The 21,643-nt window shown below is 59.1% G+C and carries 19 protein-coding genes; 8 read left to right on the top strand and 11 right to left on the bottom strand.

Annotated features, from left to right (window positions below; all coding sequences use genetic code 11):
- Window positions 1–300: 300 nt before the first annotated feature.
- The 5 genes from IV091_RS14305 to IV091_RS14285 all read left to right on the top strand — a co-directional run bounded on the left by IV091_RS14305 (window position 301) and on the right by IV091_RS14285 (window position 4,540).
- Complete coding sequence (locus IV091_RS14305; RefSeq protein ID WP_293469875.1) at window positions 301–510, top strand: dodecin family protein; 210 nt, start codon at window positions 301–303, stop codon at window positions 508–510.
- Window positions 511–940: 430 nt separating this feature from the next.
- Window positions 941–1,336, top strand: coding sequence for a response regulator (locus IV091_RS14300; RefSeq protein WP_293469873.1), 396 nt, complete (start codon window positions 941–943; stop codon window positions 1,334–1,336).
- Window positions 1,333–2,088, top strand: coding sequence for a YaiO family outer membrane beta-barrel protein (locus tag IV091_RS14295; protein WP_293469871.1), 756 nt, complete (start codon window positions 1,333–1,335; stop codon window positions 2,086–2,088). Before IV091_RS14300 ends, IV091_RS14295 begins: the two co-directional genes overlap by 4 nt.
- The gene (locus IV091_RS14290) at window positions 2,069–3,127 is read left to right on the top strand and encodes a HEAT repeat domain-containing protein (protein ID WP_293469877.1); all 1,059 of its coding nucleotides are present in this window, start codon (window positions 2,069–2,071) and stop codon (window positions 3,125–3,127) included. Before IV091_RS14295 ends, IV091_RS14290 begins: the two co-directional genes overlap by 20 nt.
- A gap of 129 nt (window positions 3,128–3,256) precedes the next feature.
- Window positions 3,257–4,540, top strand: coding sequence for a glycosyltransferase family 2 protein (locus tag IV091_RS14285; protein ID WP_293469869.1), 1,284 nt, complete (start codon window positions 3,257–3,259; stop codon window positions 4,538–4,540).
- Between the two features lie 20 nt (window positions 4,541–4,560).
- Here IV091_RS14285 and IV091_RS14280 read toward each other — a convergent pair whose 3' ends face one another.
- The 3 genes from IV091_RS14280 to IV091_RS14270 all read right to left on the bottom strand — a co-directional run bounded on the left by IV091_RS14280 (window position 4,561) and on the right by IV091_RS14270 (window position 9,057).
- Entirely contained in the window at window positions 4,561–6,852 is a 2,292-nt protein-coding gene (locus tag IV091_RS14280) for a sensor histidine kinase (RefSeq protein ID WP_293469867.1), read from the bottom strand.
- 398 nt (window positions 6,853–7,250) lie between these two features.
- Window positions 7,251–7,931 (bottom strand): hypothetical protein, encoded by a 681-nt coding sequence (locus IV091_RS14275; RefSeq protein WP_293469865.1) that lies wholly within the window; start codon window positions 7,929–7,931, stop codon window positions 7,251–7,253.
- Window positions 7,932–8,133: 202 nt separating this feature from the next.
- Window positions 8,134–9,057: an SDR family oxidoreductase gene (locus IV091_RS14270; RefSeq protein WP_293469863.1), complete on the bottom strand. Its 924-nt coding sequence runs from the start codon at window positions 9,055–9,057 to the stop codon at window positions 8,134–8,136.
- A 61-nt stretch (window positions 9,058–9,118) separates the two neighbouring features.
- Here IV091_RS14270 and IV091_RS14265 point away from each other — a divergent pair, with 61 nt between their 5' ends.
- Window positions 9,119–10,159, top strand: coding sequence for a CDP-6-deoxy-delta-3,4-glucoseen reductase (locus IV091_RS14265; RefSeq protein ID WP_293469861.1), 1,041 nt, complete (start codon window positions 9,119–9,121; stop codon window positions 10,157–10,159).
- 86 nt (window positions 10,160–10,245) lie between these two features.
- Entirely contained in the window at window positions 10,246–11,274 is a 1,029-nt protein-coding gene (locus tag IV091_RS14260; RefSeq protein ID WP_293469859.1) for a tripartite tricarboxylate transporter substrate binding protein, read from the top strand.
- A 42-nt stretch (window positions 11,275–11,316) separates the two neighbouring features.
- Here the strand turns inward: IV091_RS14260 and IV091_RS14255 are convergent, their stop codons facing one another.
- The 8 genes from IV091_RS14255 to IV091_RS14220 all read right to left on the bottom strand — a co-directional run bounded on the left by IV091_RS14255 (window position 11,317) and on the right by IV091_RS14220 (window position 20,297).
- Window positions 11,317–12,033 carry an ABC transporter ATP-binding protein gene (locus tag IV091_RS14255; RefSeq protein WP_293469857.1) on the bottom strand — a complete coding sequence of 239 codons (717 nt, stop codon included), beginning with the start codon at window positions 12,031–12,033 and terminating at the stop codon, window positions 11,317–11,319.
- A gap of 14 nt (window positions 12,034–12,047) precedes the next feature.
- On the bottom strand, window positions 12,048–12,815 hold the full coding sequence (locus tag IV091_RS14250) for an ABC transporter ATP-binding protein (RefSeq protein ID WP_293469855.1): 768 nt from the start codon (window positions 12,813–12,815) through the stop codon (window positions 12,048–12,050).
- A gap of 9 nt (window positions 12,816–12,824) precedes the next feature.
- Window positions 12,825–13,910: an ABC transporter ATP-binding protein gene (locus IV091_RS14245; RefSeq protein ID WP_293469853.1), complete on the bottom strand. Its 1,086-nt coding sequence runs from the start codon at window positions 13,908–13,910 to the stop codon at window positions 12,825–12,827.
- A 49-nt stretch (window positions 13,911–13,959) separates the two neighbouring features.
- Window positions 13,960–14,889 (bottom strand): branched-chain amino acid ABC transporter permease, encoded by a 930-nt coding sequence (locus tag IV091_RS14240; protein WP_293469852.1) that lies wholly within the window; start codon window positions 14,887–14,889, stop codon window positions 13,960–13,962.
- A gap of 260 nt (window positions 14,890–15,149) precedes the next feature.
- Window positions 15,150–16,448 carry a replication-associated recombination protein A gene (locus IV091_RS14235; RefSeq protein ID WP_293469850.1) on the bottom strand — a complete coding sequence of 433 codons (1,299 nt, stop codon included), beginning with the start codon at window positions 16,446–16,448 and terminating at the stop codon, window positions 15,150–15,152.
- A 55-nt stretch (window positions 16,449–16,503) separates the two neighbouring features.
- Complete coding sequence (gene lolA / locus IV091_RS14230; RefSeq protein ID WP_293469848.1) at window positions 16,504–17,193, bottom strand: outer membrane lipoprotein chaperone LolA; 690 nt, start codon at window positions 17,191–17,193, stop codon at window positions 16,504–16,506.
- A gap of 5 nt (window positions 17,194–17,198) precedes the next feature.
- Window positions 17,199–19,541 carry a DNA translocase FtsK gene (locus IV091_RS14225; RefSeq protein ID WP_293469846.1) on the bottom strand — a complete coding sequence of 781 codons (2,343 nt, stop codon included), beginning with the start codon at window positions 19,539–19,541 and terminating at the stop codon, window positions 17,199–17,201.
- Window positions 19,542–19,619: 78 nt separating this feature from the next.
- Entirely contained in the window at window positions 19,620–20,297 is a 678-nt protein-coding gene (locus tag IV091_RS14220) for a Crp/Fnr family transcriptional regulator (RefSeq protein ID WP_293469844.1), read from the bottom strand.
- Window positions 20,298–20,453: 156 nt separating this feature from the next.
- On the opposite strand from IV091_RS14220, the gene trxB reads away from it, so the two are divergent.
- The gene (gene trxB, locus IV091_RS14215; RefSeq protein WP_293469842.1) at window positions 20,454–21,398 is read left to right on the top strand and encodes a thioredoxin-disulfide reductase; all 945 of its coding nucleotides are present in this window, start codon (window positions 20,454–20,456) and stop codon (window positions 21,396–21,398) included.
- Window positions 21,399–21,643 lie beyond the last annotated feature (245 nt).

Below are 21,643 nucleotides of genomic sequence, written 5' to 3'. Positions count from 1 at the left end.
AAAATCCCCCGCCGAAAGGCGTGCCGGTTCGATTCCGGCCCCGGGCACCACAGATAAAGCCGCAACGTTCCAAAGACGTGCGGCTTTTTTCTTTTCCCCTCTGAAACCCGCTTCAGGTCGTGCATTAGCGTCCGGTGACGACGTGGCAGGTTCCGGGGGCGTGGGGGTATTGGGGGCATAAATGGGGGCACATTCCTGGATGCGCCCGGGGGCTACAGCGACGGGGGCTACTGTCCGACATGGAAAAGTGCCCGCCACTCTTAGCATGAAGGCTCGTTTAACCCATCAAGGAGGCCTCCCATGAGCGTCGCTAAAGTCATTGAAGTCAGCGCTACCAGCAAAATCAGTTTTGAGGATGCCGTGAACCAAGGCATTGCCCGTGCTTGCGATACCGTCGCCAACGTGCGCGGTGCATGGATCAAGGAGCAAAAAGTTTCCGTGGAAGACGGTCGCATCAGCGCCTATAAGGTGAACATGCAGGTGACGTTTGTGCTTGGCGGCGACAAGTAAGCATTTTTTGCGTCCTGCCCACCAGGACCGCACAAAATACAAAAAGCCGTTCCTGTTCAAACAGGCACGGCTTTTTTATGTGCCACTGACTGATCACTTTCCTGAAAATCCGCTTGATGTCCTTCGATACCGTACCGTGGAGCGAGGTACGCCCGGGGATTCGGGTTTGTGGCCACGGGCACGCAAGCGCTTGGTCAAACCGCCTTCAGCCCGTTACTTTTGCAGTACCATACCGGTTCTTTGTGACACCTGCTTGCAGTATCCAGGATTTCAAGCTTCACCTTGAGTCTTTGTCTTTATTAAATTAAATAAATTAAATCAAAGACTTAAGGAGTGTTTCTTTATTTTTTTGGCGTTTCGTCGGTCCTCCCATTCTGAATCCGCCGATGCATTGCCACAGATCAGCCGTAGCTGGTTTCAGGATGTAGCGATGACATTGCCTCAAAGCCCCCCCCGTTCGGTTCTTGTGGCAGAAGATGATGAGCACATCTCGCATCTGCTCCAGTTCATGTTGCGGCGGGAAAAGTACACGGTTCACCTCGCCCGCGATGGGCGCGAGGCAAAACAGTTCATCGAGCACAATGCTCCCCCGGATATTGTGCTGCTGGACGTCATGCTTCCCTTCTTTGATGGTTTTGCACTGGTCGGCATATTGCGTGAACAGGCGGCCTGGAAAAGCACGCCAGTCATCATGCTCACGGCCAAGACACAAGAGCAGGACATTGTCAGGGCGCTCAATGCAGGCGCCAATGACTACATCACGAAGCCCTTTCAGCCCGCTGAATTGCTGGCACGTATCAAACGCCTTTCAGGGCGCAAGTCATGAAAAACTGGGCTGTCGTTATTTCATTTTTGACCGTCTCGGCATCAGCGCTCGGCGAAACTGGTGGCGCACAAACCCAGGCGGAACTAAGTTTCGAATCCAGTCATCTGAGCAACAACAGTCCGGATTGGCGCGCAGAGTCGCTGCGCCTGACCCACAAGATGGGTCCGCGCGAAGTCAGGGAACTGGCTTTGACCCATACCAGGCGCTTCGGTCTGGACGACAGCCAATTCAGCGGGTTTTATTCCACGGCGCTGTCTGACAAGCTCACTGCAACCGTGGGCGCCAACCTCAGCCCCTCGCATCGGGTGCTGGCCAGGTATGGCCTGGACGCTGCAATACAGTATGAATTTGCGCCTGCGTGGCTGGCGCACGCAGGTCTGGGCACTAAACGCTATGACACGACAAATGTCAATCAAGCCAGTCTGGGGCTGGAGCATTATTTTTCAGCTTTCAGCGTAGCCGCTGCCTGGCGCCCGGTCCGTGCGCTGGGAATCAATGCAAGCAGCACAGAGCTGCGTGGCACCTACTATTACGGCGATGCCAACTCCGTGGGGTTGATCGTCAGCAGCGGCCAGGAAGCGACTTCCGTGAATGCCAACACCGTCTTGCTGGCGAATGTTCGCGCGACGGCTATCTCGGGCCATCACAGGCTGGCCCGTCACTGGGCCATCAATTACGCCCTGACAAGAAACCGGCAAGGCAGTTTTTACAAACAAAACAGTGTTCATCTTGGTGCTGAATACGTTTTCTGATCCTTATCTGGAACTCGCGTCCTGGATTGGTCTTGCTGCTCTCCTGTTAACGCTATCGCTGTTTCTGGTCATCGTGTATCTCAGGCTCCGGCTGAGAAAAAATGTTCGCCAGGAAACCCTGTTCATCACCTTGTGGCGTCCCCTGCTGATTGAAGCTGTAAGTGATGAAAATCTTCAAGCCCTTCCTGAACTCGCGCCCCGGGATCAGCTTCTATTTCTCAAGCTGTGGAACTACCTTCAAGAGTCGCTACGGGGTTCGGCCAGTGACAGGCTGAATGAAGTAGCACGCAGACTCCATTGCGATGTTGCCGCCAGAAAACTCCTTAAAAAAGGAAATCGTGCTGAGCGCCTGCTTGCCATCCTGACACTGGGTCATTTGCGTGACCAGGCTTCCTGGGACGAGTTGAAATGTCAGGCTGCGGAAGCGGACCCGCTGGCGTCCATCCATGCAGCACGGGCGCTGATTAAAATCGACCCGCTACTCGGCACGCAATGGCTGTTCCCGCTGTTACTCAAGCGGCGGGACTGGGACATCACCCAAATTGCAAATTTTCTTGGAGAAGCCCAAAAGGCTTTCTGGCTACAACTCATTAAAAACATTCACAAGGTCGATCAACAGGACTGGGCCAGGGCACTGCAACTGGCGGATGCCATTCATCTTCAGCTTCCCTTGAACACCCTGCTCTTCGTGATTCGAACCTGCAAATCAGCCGATACGCTGGTTGCCGCTTTGCACTTGGCATCGGACAGTCAATTACTTCCCGTTGTCCGCACCTACCTGGATCATCCCCAATGGCAGGTACGGGTTGAAGTCGCGAGATTCTTGAGCCATTTTGGCGATGTCGACGACGTACTTTCGTTGCAAAAACTACTGCACGACGAACAATGGTGGGTGCGCTACCAGGCAGCACAGTCACTGGCCAGCATACCGTTCTATGGATATGCACAACTCCAGGCCTTGCGTGCGGCAACGACTGAGGCTCTAGCTATCGACATGATGGACCATGTCCTGGCCGAACATCGCCAAGCGATGAACTGATGGGACAACCGGATGATTGAATATACGACCTGGTTCATATTTGCGTATTTCATATTACTCAACGCAGGCTATCTCGCGCTTAATTTTCTTTCCATTTTTGCGCTTCAGCGAACCAAGCAGGACAAGCTCATGGAAGATATGCCCCAGGTCTTCAGCGGCCTGGAGCCCAGCATCAGCATTCTGGTGCCGGCCTATAACGAAGAAGCGACGATCACCGCATCCATCCGCTCAATGTTCCAGTTGACGTATTCAGACTTTGAGGTCATTGTGATCAACGATGGCTCCAGGGACAACACGCTGGAAGTTCTCAAGCAGGAATTTTCCCTGTTGCCTTTCCCGGATGCCCCGCGCCAAGGTTTGGCGACCAAGCCGATCCGGTGTGTTTACCGCTCCATTCCCTATCCGAATCTTCGCGTCATTGACAAGGAAAACGGCGGCAAGGCAGACGCTTTGAATGCAGGCATCAATGCTGCGCGCCACCCTCTTTTTTGCGGCGTGGACGCGGACTCCATCCTCGCGCGCGACAGCTTGCAGCGGGTCGTCAAACCCTTCCTGAATGACCCGGACACGGTGGCCACCGGCGGAACCGTGCGCGTTGCCAATGGTTGCGAAGTGACCGACGGCTTCTTGACCAAAGTCGGGTTGCCCACCAATATGTGGGCGCTTTTTCAGGTCGTTGAATACCTCAGGGCCTTCCTGTTCGGTCGGCTGGGCTGGTCCCAGATCAATGCCATGCTGATCATTTCAGGCGCCTTTGGCCTGTTCAAGACAAAGGTGGTGATTGATGCGGGAGGTTACCGCAACAACACCATTGGGGAAGATATGGAGTTGATTGTCCGCATACACCGGCTGCTGAGGCAGCAAGGTACAACGTACCGAATTACATTTGTGCCCGAGCCAGTTTGCTGGACCGAAGCGCCCGAGGACCGCAAAACCCTCAAAAACCAGCGCATACGTTGGCAACGCGGGCTGTCTGAAAGCCTGAGCAGCAACTGGGGCCTGATGTTCAGCCGCAACGGGGGCCCCCCCGGCTGGGTGGCATTTCCCTTCATGATCCTTTTTGAATGGCTGGGGCCTGTCGTGGAATTGGGTGGCTATATTTTCATGCTGTATGCCTACCTGTTCGGCCTGATCTCATGGCAGGCATTTACAGTTTTCCTCTTTATGGCGATCGGCCTGGGAATTTTGCTTTCAGCGTCGGGTTTGCTGCTGGAGGAAATCTCGTTTCATATTTACCCGAAATTCAGTCAACTGGCAATGCTGGTACTGGTGGTGGTTATTGAAAATCTCGGGTATCGGCAACTCAATACCTGGTGGCGCCTGGTGGGTCTTTACCGCTGGGCCAGGCAGCAGGAATCGAGCTGGGGCGAAATGAAACGCAAGGGCGTGGGGCAGCAACCGAAGCTACCGTGACCGCAACTCAATCAATGCGTTCATTGCCAGACTTGAATCCGCCCTTGCGCTGCGATGGGCAAATCAAAATAAAACTCGCACCCCTTGCCAGCCTCGCTTACAAAATCAATCCGCCCCTTATGCGCCTCGATAATGCTTTTGCAGATATTCAAGCCCAGACCCGTCCCGCCTTTTTGCCTTCGGTCTGAAGAGTCTGCCTGCGCAAAACGCTGAAAGATACGATCACGAAAATTCTCGGGGATGCCCGTTCCTGAATCGATCACCGACACCCGCAGATACGCTGAAAACTGCTTCAGACTGACGCGAACCAATCCACCGGCAGGGGAAAACTTGGCTGCATTGGACAACAAATTGACCACGACCTGAATGATCCTGTCGACATCAATCGAGACCTGGCCATCGGCACTGTCGCCAGCCAACTCAAGCCGAACGCCATACTGGTCGGCATAGTGCTGTGTCGCCCTGACGGCCTGTTCAACCAAAGGCAGCATGGCCTGAGTCACCATGCGGTAATCCATGGTTTGCGAATCTATTTTCTCAACATCAAGAACCTCGTTGACCAGTCGCACGAGGCGCTCGGCGCTCTTGAAGGAAATTCCCAGCAACTCCTGCGCATCGGGAGGTAACTCGCCCGCCATGCCCGAGTTGACCAGTGACAGGGAGGCATAGATGGCGGTTAAAGGCGTCCTGAGCTCATGAGAGGCCGTGGAGATGAACTCGTTTTTCATGCGTTCAACTTGCTTGCGCTCGGAAATATCATGCAGGAAAGCACTGAAAAACTTAAGCTTCGGGGTGTTGATCAAACCAATCCTGACTTCTACCGGGAGTTCTTTCCCCTCCTTCGTCAGCACCAGACGCTCCAGATTGGTATTGATAAAACTTGCTGTGCCAGTGTGGACGAAATGCTGCATCGCGCTGTCAATGTCAGCCCTGAATCGCTCGGGAACCAGCTTGACGAGTGACTGGCCCAGCATTTCTTCACGTGTCCAGCCGAGCATTTTTTGGGCCTGCGAATTCCAGTCTGTAATCCGGCCTTCAAAGTTCACCCCAATGAACGCGCCCTGCGCCGTCTCGATAATGGTTTTGGTCCGGTTTTCGCTGTCGCGTACACCTTCCAGTGCTTGTGTCAATTCAATGGTCCGCTGCTCTACCCGGTTCTCCAGCGTGACATTGAGGTCCTTCAAGGCCGATTCTTTTTGCTGAAGATTGCTGATCAGGGAATTGAGGGACTCACTCAAATTCTTCACTTCGGTATAGGGGACACCGACCGCATCAATTTGTGCCGGTTGGCCGGCTTCCAGCTGCTGCGCCGAACGCGACAAGGCTTTCAGCGGCCGGGTAATGAAGCGTGCAGCGCCAAATCCCAGCAGCAAAAACAAGGACGCCACGGCAATTCCAATCCACAACACCTGCAGCTGGAGCTGCTTGACGGGCAAATAGGCATCTTCGCGACTCTGCCTCACCAGCACTTTCCAGCCCAGTCCGGGGTAAGAACCATAACCCTGCCCCTGGCTGAATCCCACCAGGTATTCACGGCCGTCCGGCAAGAGTTCAGTGCGAAACCCGCGAAGGCCCTGCTTCAGGTCCTGAAGAACCCTCAGTGCCAGCGTCTGGCCCTGCAGGGCGGGCGGCCCCAACAGCACGGTATTGTCAGCCGACAAAATCATCGCATCCAGCTTGCGCTCCTTGTCCACAGGCTCAATGATGGAGCGCTGAATGTCCTGGGCCCATGCCCATGAGAGATGCGCACCCAGCACACCTTGCGCCTGGACGCTAGTCCCTGCATAAGGAAAAGCGATGTCGACAAACCGTGAAGACTCGCCTGTATTGTTCGGCAGCAACGCGGACAAAAGCTTGGCTTTGTGCACGTCACCCACATGAATGCCCTTTTTCGCGTTTTGAAACCAGGGTCGTGCAGAAACATCCGCGCGCTCCAGTAAACCGCCCGTAGCCATCAGCACTTTCCCCTCATTATCTGTAGCACCTATCCATGCGTAATGCGGGTAAGTCCGTTGAAGGGCATCCAGCGCCTCTCGGTTTTCCGGCCCGCTGACAGATTGGCCATCTCGCCCTATCCGCTCAGCCATTAATTGCACTTCACGGTAGCGCTCAAACATGGCGCGGTCCAGGCGGTAGCTCATCTGATAGGCCAAATCAGCCAGGTTCGTGCCAATGCTGGACTTGGCCTGCTTCGTGACGGTGACGTCAATCACGACAAGCAAAATAAACGTCAGAAGTATTGACAGAAATGAGAACCAGATCGCCAGGTAAAAACCCAAACTATGGTGGGTCGTTTTTTTTATGAATTTCATAAAGGCCTGGCAAGGAAAATCATGAGCACGATCGATCAAAATTCATCAAAAATCGAGGCCCGCTTTTGCCCGTCGATTGGCATGACGCCCAAATACAGTGGCGCAGTTCAGTTTTGAATGTACCCGGAATTTTGGCCCGGGGGTGAAGGATGCCTTGGCTTATTGCCCGCCATGTCAACGCCTTGGGCTGATGGGCGGTGCTTCGCGCACAGGCTCGATTGATGCGCCATGCATTAGTCCGGCCCTAGGCGCCGAGCCAGCCACCACAGGCAGACTTTCTTCAGAACACGCTGGCGGGATCAGGAAAGCTATTTTTTCGGCCAACGCCTGACTGGACGTGCGACGTGCCTATCCAGCGAGTCGCTCAGCGCCCGAAGCTTTAGAAATTGCAGGCCGGGTCATTGAAGCGTCAGGTTAATCGTGACCAACGTGGAAACATCCTCAATTATCTTGGACACCACGGTAATGACACCATCGATGGTGATGCTGTAACGGTCTTGCTCGGTGCTGATCTGCACGCCCGCAGGGTCGTAGATCCTGAAAATCAAATTCACCATTGCTGTGTTGACGACGTCGGGCCCGACCACGTAGCTGACATCCTCCCGTCCGGTTGGCGTTGTTTTGGTGCTGTCGGCGTAGGTGGTGATCGTGCCAATGACGCCGCTGTCCCCAATTACCGCAGAAACCGGAATAACGGCCGGCGTCAGGTACACCCCATATTCACCGCCCACGATATTAAAACCGAGTGGCGTGTAGTTTGCGTCGTAGTACAAGGTTGAGGTGGCGGTCATCGTGGCCTGCGTGCAGTTGGTCAGACTGATGGTGACCGTGCTGGCAGCCGAAAACCCCGGTATCCCCTCAAAAATGGCGCCCGGTTTGGCCGGTGACACCGTTTCGCTGGCGGTTCCGCTGCAAGTTCCAGAGACCGTGTAGTTTTTGGTGTATCCGTTGACCACGAGTGTGCTGTAGGCGCTTTTCAAGGGGAATGACAGCGTCGACATTGAGCCGCCGCCACCCCCGCCACATGAACTCAGCCCGAGCGCGACGAAAAGTGCCATGACGCCATGAAGTCGTTTCATATTTTTCCCCTGTCATGTTGGATAACTGCCCCCAAACACCAGGAATACCGGTGTTTGGTCTGCCAGATTAGCCATGGCAACGGATCAGGACCTTGAGAAAAATCATCAGCGCCTCAGAAACACTGGCACTGTAAGGTTTGCGGCGGGACTGAATCCATCTACCCGCCAGCGCTGAAAACACCTATTACCAACTCACACCACCTCAAGCCCGCAAGCCGGACTCGACCGTCGGGTAGTGCAGTACCAGCTTCAACTCTGTTTTCAGCCGCAGGTTCTCAAGGCGGCGCGACTCCCCCATGAAGCTCAGCAGCATCAGGGGCAGTTGCTCCTGCGCTGTGCTGCGCGGCAGCCGTGGCGGCCGCGGCAGCTGGTAGAGGTCGGCGGCCAGGTCGAAGTAGTCAGCCATCAGCAACTGCGTGTCGTCGGTGGCATGGGTGATGCGCTGCGGCTTGCCGCGCCACAGCGCCGCCAGGCAGGCCCGGGCCAGGTCGTCGGCATGGATGTGGTTGGTGTAGACGTCGTCTTCCTGGCGCAGCACGGGCGTGCCCTTGAGCAGCCGCCCGCGCGGCGTGCCGCCCTCGCGGTCGGGCGCGTAGATGCCGGGAATGCGCAGAATGTGCACCGGCGTGCCGCTGGTGCGGCCGTACAGGCGCACTTGGCGCTCTGCATGCACGCGGCGCTGGGAACGCGGCGTGTTGGGATTGACGCGCCGCGTCTCGGGCACCCAGTCGCCTGCGCAGTCGCCGTAGACGCCGCTGGTCGAGCCGTAGACCAGCGACTGCGGCGCACTGCGCAGGCGCAGCGCCCGCAGCAGGGCCAGCGTGCGCGGGTCGCTGCGCCAGTCCGGGTTGTGGCTGGGCGGCGGCGCCAGGTGCACCACGCGGGTTGCCAGCCCGGCGAGCCGGCGCAAGGTCGCCGGGTCATCCAGATTGCCTTGCAAGGGGGTGATGTGCTGCGCCCGCAGGGCGGGCGCACGCTCGGGCGAAGAGGTCAGCGCCATCAGCTTGACTTGAGGCGGCAGGTGGCTGGCTACGCGCAAGCCCACATCGCCGCAGCCGACGATCAACACACGCGGCCTGCGGAAACGGGAAGGCAGCGCGCCAAGGGGGTTCAGGTTTGAGGGCAAAATTGGGGAATGCTGGAAAACCAGCCCAGTCGAGTAATTGAGACCTCCAAGGATACCCACTATGAGCTTTAACGTGACCGTGCAACCCAGTGGCCGGACTTTCAACGCCCAAGCCGACGAGCCGCTGCTGGCAGCCGCCATTCGCCAGGGCATTGGCCTGCCCTACGGCTGCAAGGACGGCGCCTGCGGAACCTGCAAGTGCAAAAAACTCGAAGGCAGCGTGACCCATGGCGCGCACCAACTCAAGGCCTTGTCGCCCGAGGAAGAGGCCAAGGGCTTCATCCTGACCTGCTGCGCCGTGGCGCACAGCGACGTGGTGATCGAATCGCGCCAGGTGACCGACGAGAGCGCTTACCCGATCAAGAAAATGCCGGTGCGCGTCAGCAGCCTTGCCAAGGTTTCGCATGACGTGATGGTGGTTCGCCTGCAGCTGCCCGCCAGCGATGTGTTCAAGTACCACGCTGGCCAGTATGTTGAGTTTTTGCTGCGCGACGGCGACCGCCGCGCCTACTCCATGGCCAACGCACCGCATACCCAGGCCGAGCAGCCCGGCGCCGAACTGCACATTCGCCACATGCCAGGCGGCAAGTTCACCGACCAGGTGTTCAGCACCATGAAGGAAAAAGACATTTTGCGGATTGAAGGGCCTTATGGCAGCTTCTTTCTGCGCGAAGACAGCGACAAGCCGCTGGTGCTGCTGGCGTCGGGTACTGGCTTTGCGCCCATCAAGGCACTGATCGAGCACATGCAGTTCAAGGGCATCACGCGCCCCGCCGTGCTGTACTGGGGCGGCCGCCGCCCGCAGGATTTGTACATGAACGACTGGGTACTGGCCAAAGTGGCCGAAATGCCCCAGTTGACCTACATCCCGGTAATCTCCAACGCCCTGCCCGAAGACAACTGGGCCGGCCGCACCGGCTTTGTGCACCAGGCGGTGTTGCAGGATTTGCCCGACCTGTCGGCCCACCAGGTCTATGCCTGCGGCGCGCCGGTGGTGGTGGAGTCGGCCAGAGCCGACTACAGCGCGCTGGCCGGCTTGCCCGCTGAAGAATTTTTTGCCGACTCGTTCACGACCGAAGCAGACAAGGCCCAGGCGGCATAACGCGGGCCAATCTCGACAGAACGCCTGAAACCATAGCTGCTGACGCTTGCTGCTAAAGCGCCAGCGGCACTTTTCATATAAATATCATGATGAAACCTCAACCGGCCACGCGCCAGATTTTCAGCCTTGCATCGCTTGTCACTGCCAGCGCGCTGGTGCTGGGCGCCTTCACGGCGACCCTGGCATCGCCCGCCGCAGCGCAGACCGCGGCGCCTGCCAGCAAGGTCACGCGCCTCATCGTGCCCTACGCAGCGGGCGGCCCGATCGATGTGACCGCCCGCCTGATGGCCGAAGGCGTGAAGGACACGCTGGGCACCGTGATCATCGAAAACCGGCCCGGTGCGGGCGGCAACATCGGCGTGGACGCGGTCGCCAAGGCCGCGCCCGACGGGCTCACCGTGGGCATTGCAGCGGTGGCCACGCACGCCATCAACCCGTGGCTCTTCAGCAAAATGCCCTACAACGCGGCGACCGATTTCGCGCCCATCACGCAAATGGTGCGGGTGCCCAACGTGCTGGTCATGAACGCCGACACGGCGCGGCGCCTGAACATCAACACGCTGGCCGACCTGATCAGCTACGCCAGGGCCAACCCGGCCAAGCTCAATTACGCCAGCGGCGGCAACGGCAGCGCAGGCCACCTGGCCGGCGAGATGTTCAAGGCGCGGGCTGGCATCTTTGCGCTGCACATTCCTTATAACGGCGGCAACCCGGCCCAACTGGCGCTGCTGAGCGGCCAGGTCGACTTCAACTTTGACAACCTGGCGACCGCCTCGGCCAACATCAAGGCCGGCAAGCTCAAGGCACTGGCCGTCACGACGACGCAGCGCAGCGCCACGCTGCCCGGCGTTCCGGCGCTGGCAGAAACGCTCAAGGGATTTGAAATAGACACCTGGTGGGGTCTGGTGGCACCGGCCGGAACGCCCAGCGACGTTGTCGCCAAACTGAACCAGGCGTTTGTCGCCGCCCTGAACTCCCCCGAGGTCAAGGCCCGCTTTGCCCTGCTGCTGGCCGAACCGGTGGCCAGCACGCCCGAGCAGTTTGGCGCTTTCATGAAAAGCGAACGGGCGAAGTATGAAAAAGTGGTGAAGGCGTCGGGGGCCCGGGTCGACTGAAACTACGGGCCTTCAAGGCCGTGGCCCTGAAAGACTACGAGATTACTCGCCCAGATACGCCGCCCGAACGCGCGGATCATTGAGCAGGTCTTTCGCTTCGCCATTCATGGTGACATTGCCCGATTCCATGACATAGCCCCGGTTCGCAATACCGAGCGCGCGGCTGGCGTTTTGCTCGACCAGCAACACCGTCATGCCCAGCGCCGACACATCGCGCACCACTTCGAAGATCTTGTCGACCATGATCGGCGACAGCCCCATCGACGGCTCGTCAAGCAGCAGCACCTTGGGCCGGCTCATCAGCGCGCGGCCCATGGCCAGCATCTGCTGCTCGCCGCCCGACATGGTGCCGGCCAGCTGGTCCTTGCGTTCGCGCAGGCGCGGAAACAGCACGAACATCTTCTCGATGTCGGCGGCGATTTCGGGCTTGTCATTGCGCACATAGGCGCCCATCTGCAGGTTCTCGGTGATGGTCATGCGGGCGAACACGCCCCGGCCCTCCGGCACCATGGCCAGGCCTTCCCGGACCAGGTCCCAGGCGCCACGGCCCTTGATGCTTTTGCCCAGGTACTCGATGTCGCCGGCCAGCATGGGCAGCGAGCCGGTGATGGCTTTCATGGTGGTGGTCTTGCCGGCGCCGTTGGAGCCAATCAGCGTGACCAGTTCGCCCTCGCGGACTTCCAGGTCGACGCCCTTGACCGCCTGGATGCCGCCGTAGGCCACTTTGAGGCCCGTCACTTTAAGCAGTGTGTTTGCCATGTTCTTGATTTCCTTCAATGACCGGTGCCCAGATAGGCGGTGATCACTTTTTCGTTTTTCTGTACATCGGCGGGCGCGCCTTCCGCAATCTGCTTGCCGTAGTCGAGCACGGTCACGCGGTCACACAGACCCATGACCAGCTTCACATCGTGCTCAATCAACAAGATAGTGCGGTTGTCCTTGCGGATCTGGTCTATCAGTTCGCGCAACTGGACCTTTTCAGTGGCATTCATGCCGGCGGCCGGCTCGTCCAGCGCGATCAGCTGCGGGTCGGTGGCCAGCGCGCGGGCAATCTCGAGTCGCCGCTGGTCGCCGTAGCTCAGCGTGCGGGCCTTGGCATTGGCGTACTTGCCGATGCCCACGTAATCCAGCAGTTCCTGGGCGCGCGAAGCGATGGCCGCCTCTTCCCTTTTGAAGCCCGGCGTGCGGAAAACAGCGCCCAACAGGCCCGACTTGGTGCGGATGTGGCGGCCCACCATCACGTTCTCCAGCGCCGTCATCTCGGCAAACAGGCGGATGTTCTGAAAGGTCCGGGCAATGCCGGCCTTGGCCACTTCATGCACGGCCGTGGGTTTGTAGGGCTTGCCGGCCAGCTCGAAGATGCCGCTGTCGGGCGTATAAAGCCCGGTCAGCACATTGAAGAAAGTGGTCTTGCCGGCGCCGTTGGGGCCGATCAGGCCATACACCTGGCCACGCTGGATTTTGATGCCGACGTCGCTCAGGGCCTGCAGGCCGCCAAAGCGCTTGGAAACGCCCGAGACATTGAGAATGGTTTCGCTCATACCGTCTCCTTATGCTTTAACAGGTTTGGCGAGCGACTTGCCGTGCTCTGGCGAAGGCCAGAGACCGCGCGGGCGCAGCAGCATGACGGTGATCATGGCCAGCGCAATCAGCAGCTGACGCAAGATGGCCGAGTCGAGCCGGCCATCGGTCATGGCCTGCAAAGGCCCGGCCACATGGCGCAGCACTTCCGGCAGCGCGGCCAGCAGCAGCGCGCCCAGAATGACGCCGGGCAAGTGGCCGATGCCGCCCAGCACCACCATGGCCACAATCATGATCGACTCCATCAGGCTGAACGACTCGGGCGACACAAAGCCCTGGAAGGCCGCAAACATCGCGCCCGACACGCCGCCAAACGTGGCGCCCATGCCGAAAGCCAGCAGCTTCATGTTGCGGGTGTTGATGCCCATGGCCTTGGCGGCAATTTCGTCTTCGCGAATGGCCATCCAGGCGCGGCCGATACGAGAGTTTTCGAGCCGGTGGCAAATTACCACCGACACAATCACCAGCGCCAGAAACAGGTAGTAGTACATCGAGACCGACGCGACCTCGAAACCGAAAAACTCATGGTTCTTGCCCAGGTCAAAACCAAAAAACTTGATGGAATCGATCTGGTTGATGCCCTTGGGTCCGTTGGTCAGGTTGATGGGCCGGTCCAGGTTGTTCAGGAACACCCGGATGATTTCACCAAAACCCAGCGTGACGATGGCCAGGTAGTCGCCGCGCAGCTTGAGCGTGGGCGCACCCAGCATGATGCCGAACAGGCCGGCCAGCCCAGCCGCGACCGGAATGATGGCCCAGATCGGCAGGTGCAGCCCGTTGGGAAAGTTCGCGGCAATCCACGGAAAGGCCTCGGCCAGATGGGGCGAGCCGAGCAGCGCAGCCAGGTAGGCGCCGACGGCGAAAAAAGCCACGTAACCGAGGTCCAGCAGACCGGCATAGCCCACCACGATATTGAGCCCGAGCGCCAGCAGCACGTAGAGCAGCGCCATGTCCAGAATGCGCACCCAGGCGTTGCCGCCTTGCTGCAGCAACAGCGGCAGCACCAGCAAGGCGATGGCCACCATCAGGAACGTGAGTAGTTTTTTGGGTTTCATCAAAATTTTTCCTTCTCTTGTTTGCTTGATATCGGCGTGGACAGCGGGGCTAGGCCCGGTCCGCCACACGTTCACCCATCAAGCCCGAAGGCCTGAGCGTCAGCACAAAAATCAGCACAATAAAAGCAAAAATATCGGAGTACTGGCTGCCCAGCACACCGCCCGTCAGCGGACCGATGTAGCCCGCGCCAATCGACTCGATCAGCCCGAGCAGAATGCCGCCCACCACGGCCCCGCTGAGGTTTCCAATGCCGCCAAATACGGCGGCCGTGAAGGCCTTGAGGCCGGGCAAAAATCCCATGGTGTGCTGCACCGTGCCGTAGTTGGAGGCATACATCACGCCCGCCAGCGCGGCCAGGATGGCGCCAATGATGAAGGTGGCAGAAATCACGGTGTCGGGCTTGACGCCCATCAGGGCCGCCACGCGCGGGTTCTCGGCCGTGGCACGCATGGCGCGGCCCAGTTTGGTGTAGTGCACCAGCCACATCAGCACCGCCAGCGACACCGCGGTAGCACCGAGGATGAAAATCTGCGTCACCGTGATGACGGCGCCGCCGATCTGCAGCGGCTCGGCTGGCAGCAGCGTGGGATACGGCTTGTAGTTGGGCTTCCAGATGATCATGGCCAGCGTCTGCAGCAGCAGCGACATGCCGATGGCGGTGATCAGCGGCGCCAGCTTGGGGGAATTGCGCAGCGGCCGGTAGGCGACTTTTTCAATCGCAAAATTCAGCGCACCGCACACCACAAAGGCAATCAGCAGGGAGATGAGCAAAATCAGCCAGCCCGGTGTGCCCGGCATCGACTCCAGCATCCAGCCGATGATGGTCCAGCTGGTGAGCGCGCCCACCATCAAGACCTCGCCGTGGGCAAAATTAATCAAATTGATGATGCCGTAGACCATGGTGTAGCCCAGGGCTATCAGGGCATACATGCTGCCCAGCACCAGACCGTTGATGATCTGCTGTAGCAATACTTCCATAACGCACTCTCCGGTTTGATTGAAATGCCAACTCTGCCTGGTGACCGCCAAGCCCCGGGATCACCGGGGAATAGCGTGAGCTAACAAAAAGCCCGCCGATCAAAGCCAGATAACTGGCGAACGTGGCGAGCTGATTCGCGAATTGTAGCCACGCACAACTAGCGAGAATCGGGCCAGGGGAGCGGTTTTCGCGGGGTTTACCCTAGAGAAATCTGATTCCGAGGCTGGAATCAGGCTTTATCAGCAGGATTTTTCTTCTATTAGTTTTTCTTATTATTTTTCAGCTTCAGTTCGATCAACTTATCAGCAATTTTGATCTCAAGGCCGCGGTTAACCGGCCGGTAAAACCCGGGCGCCGCCATGCCTTGGGGGAAATAGTTCTCGCCTGCCGCGAAACCATCTTCCTCGTCGTGGGCGTAGCGGTAGTCTTTACCGTAGTCGAGTTCTTTCATGAGCTTTGTGGGTGCGTTGCGCAAATGCAGGGGCACCGGGCGCGTGCCGTCCTTCTTGATGAAAGCCTTGGCCTCGTTGAAAGCCTTGTAGACGGCGTTGGACTTGGGCGCCACCGCCAGATAGACCACGCACTGCGCCAGCGCCAGCTCCCCTTCGGGCGAACCCAGGCGTTCATAGACCTCGGCCGCATCGAGCGCCAGCCGCAGCGCACGCGGGTCAGCCAGCCCGATGTCTTCACTGGCCATGCGGATCAGGCGGCGCGCCATGTAGCGCGGCTCGGCACCGCCGTCGAGCATGCGCATGAACCAGTACAGGGCAGCGTCGGGGTCGGAACCGCGCACGGATTTGTGCAGCGCCGAAATGGTGTCGTAGAACTGCTCGCCGCCTTTGTCGTAACGGCGCAGTTGCTGGCCCAGCACCTTGAGCAGCCAGGCGTCGTTCACCTCCGTGATGCGCTCGCTGCGCGCTGCCACGCTGAGGGATTCGAGGGTGTTGAGCAGGCGCCGGGCATCGCCGTCGGCATAGGCGACCAGCCGGTTGACCGCTTCATCCGCTATGGTTTCAATAGCTGGAAGCGCCCGTTCCTCAAGGACCTTGGCTATTATTTCCTTAAGATCGTCGTCGGACAGCGGTTGCAGCACATACACTACCGCGCGCGACAGCAGGGCCGAATTCACCTCGAACGAGGGGTTTTCGGTGGTGGCGCCAATAAAGGTGAACAGGCCGCTTTCCACATGCGGCAAAAAAGCGTCCTGCTGGCTTTTGTTGAAGCGGTGTACTTCATCCACAAACACGATGGTGCGCTTGCCGCTCTGCCCTTGCCAGATCGTCGCCTGCTCGACCGCTTCGCGAATGTCCTTGACGCCGCCCAGCACGGCTGAAATGGTGATGAAATGCGCATCAAAACTGCTGGCCATCAGGCGGGCGATGGTGGTTTTCCCAACGCCGGGCGGGCCCCACAAAATGCAGCTGTGCGGCTGGCCGGACTCAAACGCGATGCGCAGCGGCATGCCTTCGCCCAGCAAATGCTGCTGGCCGATGACTTCGCCCAGGTTTTGGGGACGAAGCCGCTCGGCCAGGGGTGAATGCGATGCGGGGGTCGCCATGGGGTCCTTGCGCTGCGCCATCACGCAGCGTCAGACCGGAGCAGCCCAGCCATCGTCACTGCCTGATCACATCCGCCCCCATGGGCGGCTTGAACTGGAAGGTGCTGGACGGCAGGCTGGGGTTGACCTGCACGTTGCTGAAACTCAGCAGCGAGCGCTGGCCAAAGCTGTCGAGGATTTCCAGCGCGGCCAGCTCGGTCGATGCTGCAGCGGTCTTGCCACCGGCCTGGCCGGCGCGAAAGCCGACGCGCACGGTCTGCAACTGGCCGTCCTTGGCCTTGGGCGTGGCCACCACCCATTGCAGGCCGTCCTTTTCGGGCGCGGCGGCCAGCGTGAAATCAGCCTGCAAGGCACGCAGGTCGGGTGCAGCGGCAATCAGCGCGGCAGGCGTGGAGCCGAGCACGCTGGACTGCTTGCGCGCCGTGACCTGGTTCAGGTCCACATCATGCAGCCACAGCGTCTGGCCGTCGGCCACGATGCTTTGCTCGAACGGCTTTTGGTAAATGAACTTGAACCGGTTGGGCCGGGAAAACTCAAAGGTTCCGCTGGATTTCTTGCTGCGGGCGGTCTGGCCTTCCTTGGCGGGCGCCGTCACCACCTGCGTGAAGTCGGCCCGGCCACTGCTCACGGTCTTGACAAAGGTTTCCAGGCTTTCAAGGCCATCGGCCCTTGCCGAAAGAGCGCAAGCAGCTATTAAAAAAGTAGCAAGCAAAGGCTTTAGTAAAGGCTTCAATAAAGATTTCATCAGATTCATTCCGCCCGTGCGGGCACTAAAATTTCACGCTGGCCGCTGCCACTCATGGCGCTGACCAGTCCGGCGTTTTCCATTTCTTCCACCAGGCGGGCGGCACGGTTGTAGCCAATCTTGAGGTGGCGCTGCACCAGCGAAATGCTGGCCCTGCGGTTTTTGAGCACCACTTCCACGGCCTGGTCGTACATCGGGTCTTTCTCGCCGCCACCGCTGCCATCGGCCGCGATGTCGCCGCCCTCGCCCTCTACCGTGCCGCCTTCCAGCACGCCGTCAATGTAGTTGGGTGCGCCCTGCTGCTTGAGGTAAGCAACCACCCGGTGCACTTCGTCATCACTGACAAACGCACCATGCACCCGAATTGGAAAGCCTGTACCACTCGGCATGTAAAGCATGTCACCCATGCCTAACAAAGCCTCGGCGCCCATCTGGTCCAGAATGGTGCGGCTGTCGATCTTGCTGCTGACCTGGAACGACAGGCGCGTCGGGATATTGGCCTTGATCAGGCCGGTGATCACGTCGACGCTGGGACGTTGCGTGGCCAGCACCAGGTGAATGCCGGCGGCGCGGGCTTTTTGCGCCAGACGGGCAATCAATTCTTCAATTTTCTTGCCCACCACCATCATCAGGTCGGCCAGCTCGTCAATCACCACCACGATGTAGGGCAGGCGCTCCAGCGGCTCGGGTTGCTCGGGCGTCAGACTGAAGGGGTTGTAGATGAATTCGCCGCTGGCCTTGGCCTCGTCGATCTTGACGTTGTAGCCAGCCAGGTTGCGCACGCCCAGCTTGCTCATGAGCTTGTAGCGTTTTTCCATTTCGGCCACGCACCAGTTCAGGCCATGGGCAGCCTGCCGCATATCCGTCACCACCGGGGCCAGCAGGTGCGGAATGCCTTCATAAACGCTCATCTCCAGCATCTTGGGGTCGATCAGCAGCAGCCGCACATCGCGCGCATCGGCCTTGTAAAGCAGGCTCAAAATCATGGCATTGATGCCGACCGACTTGCCCGAGCCGGTGGTGCCGGCCACCAGGCAGTGCGGCATTTTGGCCAGGTCGGCCACCACGGCATGGCCGGCAATGTCCTTGCCCAGACCGATCGTGAGCATTGAAGTGGCATCGTTGTAGGCTTGGGAACCCAGAATCTCGCTGAGCCGGATCGACTGGCGTTTGGCGTTGGGCAATTCCAGGGCCATGTAGTTTTTGCCGGGAATCGTCTCGATCACGCGGATAGACACCAGACTGAGGGCGCGGGCCAGGTCTTTGGCCAGGCCCACCACCTGCGAGCCCTTGACACCGGTGGCGGGCTCGATTTCATAGCGCGTAATCACCGGACCAGGGGCTGCGGCGACCACACGCACTTCGACGCCAAAGTCCTTGAGTTTTTTCTCGATCAGCCGGGACGTCATTTCCAGGGTCTCGGAGGCGACGCTCTCCTGCTTGAGCAGGGCACCATCGAGCAAATTCACCTGCGGCAGCCTGGAGTCCGGCATGTCGGTAAACAGCGGTTTTTGCCGTTCCTTGACAAGGCGCGGGCTTTTCGGAATGCCTGTCAGCGTGGGTTCAATCACCACGGGAACCGGGTGATTATCTTCAATCTCAATGCGCTCGTCCGTCAGGGTTTCTTCACGCTCGCGCGCAGCCAGCTTCCCAAGCGCCAGGTCCTCGGCAATTTCGCGCTTTTCACGGCGTGATTCGAGCAGGTTGTCGACCCGGGCGCCCAGCGCCAGGGCCACACGGGCCCACGAAAAATCAAACACACTGGACACCGCAAGAACGCCCAGCGTGATGAAGATCAGGCCGGAACCGGCAAAACCCAGCCACTTGAGGCTCAGGGTGCCCACCAGATAACCCAATACCCCGCCCGCATGACCAGGCAGCCTGAATTCGAAACGGTAAAGGCGCGACCACTCCAGCGCCGCGCTGGCGACCAGCAGCAGCAGCAGCCCCAACCAGAACTTGATGCGACGAGCGCGCGGCGATCCTTCAAGCGCCCGTGGCTGGCCGCGCAGCCCGCGCGCCACCGACGACAGCCAGGTCTGGCTGCCCACAACCCATGCCCACCAGACAGAAAATCCGAGCAGGAAATAGCTGGCGTCAGCCAGCCAGGCCCCCAGGCGACCGCCCCAGTTCCGGGCGACCAGCTGGGCGCCGCTCGCACCCTCGGCACTGCCGGAGGTGGACCAGGCCGCGTCTTGCGGCGAATAGCTGAGCAAGGCCGCGAGCCAGAAAATCAGGCCGAGCAGGCCCAGGATCAGGCTGACTTCATGGGTAAAACGTTTGACGCCGACAGGGGCGCCCGTCGCGGGGGAATTTCTGGAGTTCAGGGTGTCAAGTGAGTAAGTCATAAACCGGCGCAGAGCTTACCGCAGTTGGCAAGAAGGGCTGAAGGGTCAGACGGGTGAAAAAGCAGGGTTCGGGGGCGGTCAATCCATCATCTGGAGATGTTCCCTGACCAGCATAACCCCATCAGGTCGGGTTTCAACGAAGCCGCGTTCCTCAAGGTCCTTCATCACCCGGCTGACCATCTCGCGGGAAGCGCCGACCATCTTGGCCAGATCCTGGCGCGACACCTTGTTGCGGATCACCGCATTGCCTTCGCCATCATCGCTGGCAAACTCCATCAAGGCCCGGGCGACGCGGCCGTAGACATCCATCAGCGCCAGAGACTCAATCTGGCGATCGGCATAGCGCAGGCGCTGCACCAGCCCCTTGAGCAAGGCATAGGCCATGGAACTGTTCTCGGGCATGCACCGTGCAAATTCCAGCCGTCCAAGCATCAGGACGTCGGTCTGGATATCCGCGCGCACCGTGGCTGAATGCGGTTCATCGTCGATGAGGCTCATCTCGCCCACATAGTCGCCGGAGCACAGGGTCGCAAAAATGACCTCGCGCCCTCGATCGTCGCTGTTAACAACGTGTGCACGGCCCGTGAGAATGATGTACAGGGCATTGGATTTCTCACCCTGCTCGACGATCGGCTCGCCGCGTTTGAAACGGCGCTTGACCACCGCTTCGGCGACGGACGCAGCCTGGCTGGCCGTGAGCGCGGAAAATAAAGGTACGCGGCGAATCAATTCGAGGTTGGACACCATCGTCGTCATATCAGCTTTCTCCAAACCTCAGCGCCGACGGCAAGTCGCATGAGTTCTTACAATAACTTCCACTTCGCGGAAATGCGGTCAAGGTATTACCTTTCGTCGCACGCGCGCGCTCCGACTCTACCCGAGTTCTAAAGCTTTCCCAACGGGTCTTTCAACATGAAACATTCCAAAGTCCTCATCCTCGGTTCTGGCCCCGCAGGCTATACCGCTGCCATCTATGCGGCGCGCGCCAACCTGAACCCGGTACTGATCACCGGTATTGCGCAAGGCGGCCAACTCATGACCACCACCGACGTCGACAACTGGCCAGCCGACGTTGACGGTGTGCAGGGACCCGAGTTGATGCAGCGCTTTATGGCGCACGCCGAGCGCTTCAAGACCGAAATCATCTTTGACCATATCAACCAGGTGGATTTCAGCAAGCGCCCCTTCACGCTGACAGGCGACAACGGCACATATACCTGCGACGCACTGATCATTGCCACCGGAGCCTCTGCCAAATACCTGGGACTGGAATCAGAAACCGCTTTCATGGGGCGCGGCGTTTCCGGTTGCGCCACCTGCGATGGATTCTTTTACAGGGGCCAGGAAGTCTGCGTGGTGGGCGGCGGCAACACGGCGGTTGAAGAGGCGCTCTACCTGTCCAATATCGCCAGCAAAGTCACCCTGGTGCACCGCCGCGACAAATTCAAGGCCGAACCCATCCTGATCGACAAATTGCACGAGAAAGTGGCGGCCGGCAAGATTGAGCTCAAACTACATAGCACTCTGGATGAAGTGCTGGGCGACGCAATGGGCGTGACCGGCGTGCGCCTGCGCAGCACCGAGAACAACACCACCCAGGATATCGAACTCAAAGGCTGCTTCATCGCGATTGGCCATCAGCCCAACACCGACATTTTTGCCGGCCAGCTGGAGATGAAAGACGGCTACATCATCACCAAAACCGGCCTGCAGGGCTTTGCCACCATGACCAGCGTTGCAGGCGTGTTCGCTGCCGGAGACGTGCAGGACCACATTTACCGCCAGGCCATCACCAGCGCAGGCACAGGTTGCATGGCCGCACTGGATGCCCAGCGCTTTCTGGACCAAAGCGCCTGAACCTGAATAGGGCGTAACAGGGTGGCGCCATGATTTCCCCGGGTGACGCTTCAGCGCTAGCCCAAGCGCTGTTTTTGGATATTTTTGTTTTCGGGCTATAATTTATGGCTTAGCTGAGCATTCGTAGGGTCTGTGCAGCACGGATATGTCGAATTCCAGCATCCTATTTCTAATTTTTTACGGAGAGTGCGCTCATGGCACGCGTCTGTCAGGTAACGGGCAAAGGCCCGATGGTGGGAAACAAT

The organism is Polaromonas sp., from assembly GCF_018780625.1.
In the GTDB taxonomy this organism is placed as follows: domain Bacteria; phylum Pseudomonadota; class Gammaproteobacteria; order Burkholderiales; family Burkholderiaceae_C; genus Polaromonas.
This window is presented reverse-complemented; position numbering and strand designations above follow the sequence as displayed.

What these genes read in the sequence shown, in the direction of transcription:
- IV091_RS14285 (WP_293469869.1), top strand. Translation starts at nt 3,257, where the DNA reads ATGGAAGATATGCCCCAGGTCTTCAGCGGCCTGGAGCCCAGCATCAGC.
- IV091_RS14255 (WP_293469857.1), bottom strand. Translation starts at nt 12,033, where the DNA reads ATGGCAAACACACTGCTTAAAGTGACGGGCCTCAAAGTGGCCTACGGC.
- IV091_RS14225 (WP_293469846.1), bottom strand. Translation starts at nt 19,541, where the DNA reads ATGACTTACTCACTTGACACCCTGAACTCCAGAAATTCCCCCGCGACG.
- IV091_RS14275 (WP_293469865.1), bottom strand. Translation starts at nt 7,931, where the DNA reads ATGAAACGACTTCATGGCGTCATGGCACTTTTCGTCGCGCTCGGGCTG.
- IV091_RS14250 (WP_293469855.1), bottom strand. Translation starts at nt 12,815, where the DNA reads ATGAGCGAAACCATTCTCAATGTCTCGGGCGTTTCCAAGCGCTTTGGC.
- IV091_RS14295 (WP_293469871.1), top strand. Translation starts at nt 1,333, where the DNA reads ATGAAAAACTGGGCTGTCGTTATTTCATTTTTGACCGTCTCGGCATCA.
- IV091_RS14220 (WP_293469844.1), bottom strand. Translation starts at nt 20,297, where the DNA reads ATGACGACGATGGTGTCCAACCTCGAATTGATTCGCCGCGTACCTTTA.
- IV091_RS14260 (WP_293469859.1), top strand. Translation starts at nt 10,246, where the DNA reads ATGATGAAACCTCAACCGGCCACGCGCCAGATTTTCAGCCTTGCATCG.
- IV091_RS14265 (WP_293469861.1), top strand. Translation starts at nt 9,119, where the DNA reads ATGAGCTTTAACGTGACCGTGCAACCCAGTGGCCGGACTTTCAACGCC.
- IV091_RS14300 (WP_293469873.1), top strand. Translation starts at nt 941, where the DNA reads ATGACATTGCCTCAAAGCCCCCCCCGTTCGGTTCTTGTGGCAGAAGAT.
- lolA (WP_293469848.1), bottom strand. Translation starts at nt 17,193, where the DNA reads ATGAAATCTTTATTGAAGCCTTTACTAAAGCCTTTGCTTGCTACTTTT.
- trxB (WP_293469842.1), top strand. Translation starts at nt 20,454, where the DNA reads ATGAAACATTCCAAAGTCCTCATCCTCGGTTCTGGCCCCGCAGGCTAT.
- IV091_RS14235 (WP_293469850.1), bottom strand. Translation starts at nt 16,448, where the DNA reads ATGGCGACCCCCGCATCGCATTCACCCCTGGCCGAGCGGCTTCGTCCC.
- IV091_RS14305 (WP_293469875.1), top strand. Translation starts at nt 301, where the DNA reads ATGAGCGTCGCTAAAGTCATTGAAGTCAGCGCTACCAGCAAAATCAGT.
- IV091_RS14245 (WP_293469853.1), bottom strand. Translation starts at nt 13,910, where the DNA reads ATGAAACCCAAAAAACTACTCACGTTCCTGATGGTGGCCATCGCCTTG.
- IV091_RS14280 (WP_293469867.1), bottom strand. Translation starts at nt 6,852, where the DNA reads ATGAAATTCATAAAAAAAACGACCCACCATAGTTTGGGTTTTTACCTG.
- IV091_RS14240 (WP_293469852.1), bottom strand. Translation starts at nt 14,889, where the DNA reads ATGGAAGTATTGCTACAGCAGATCATCAACGGTCTGGTGCTGGGCAGC.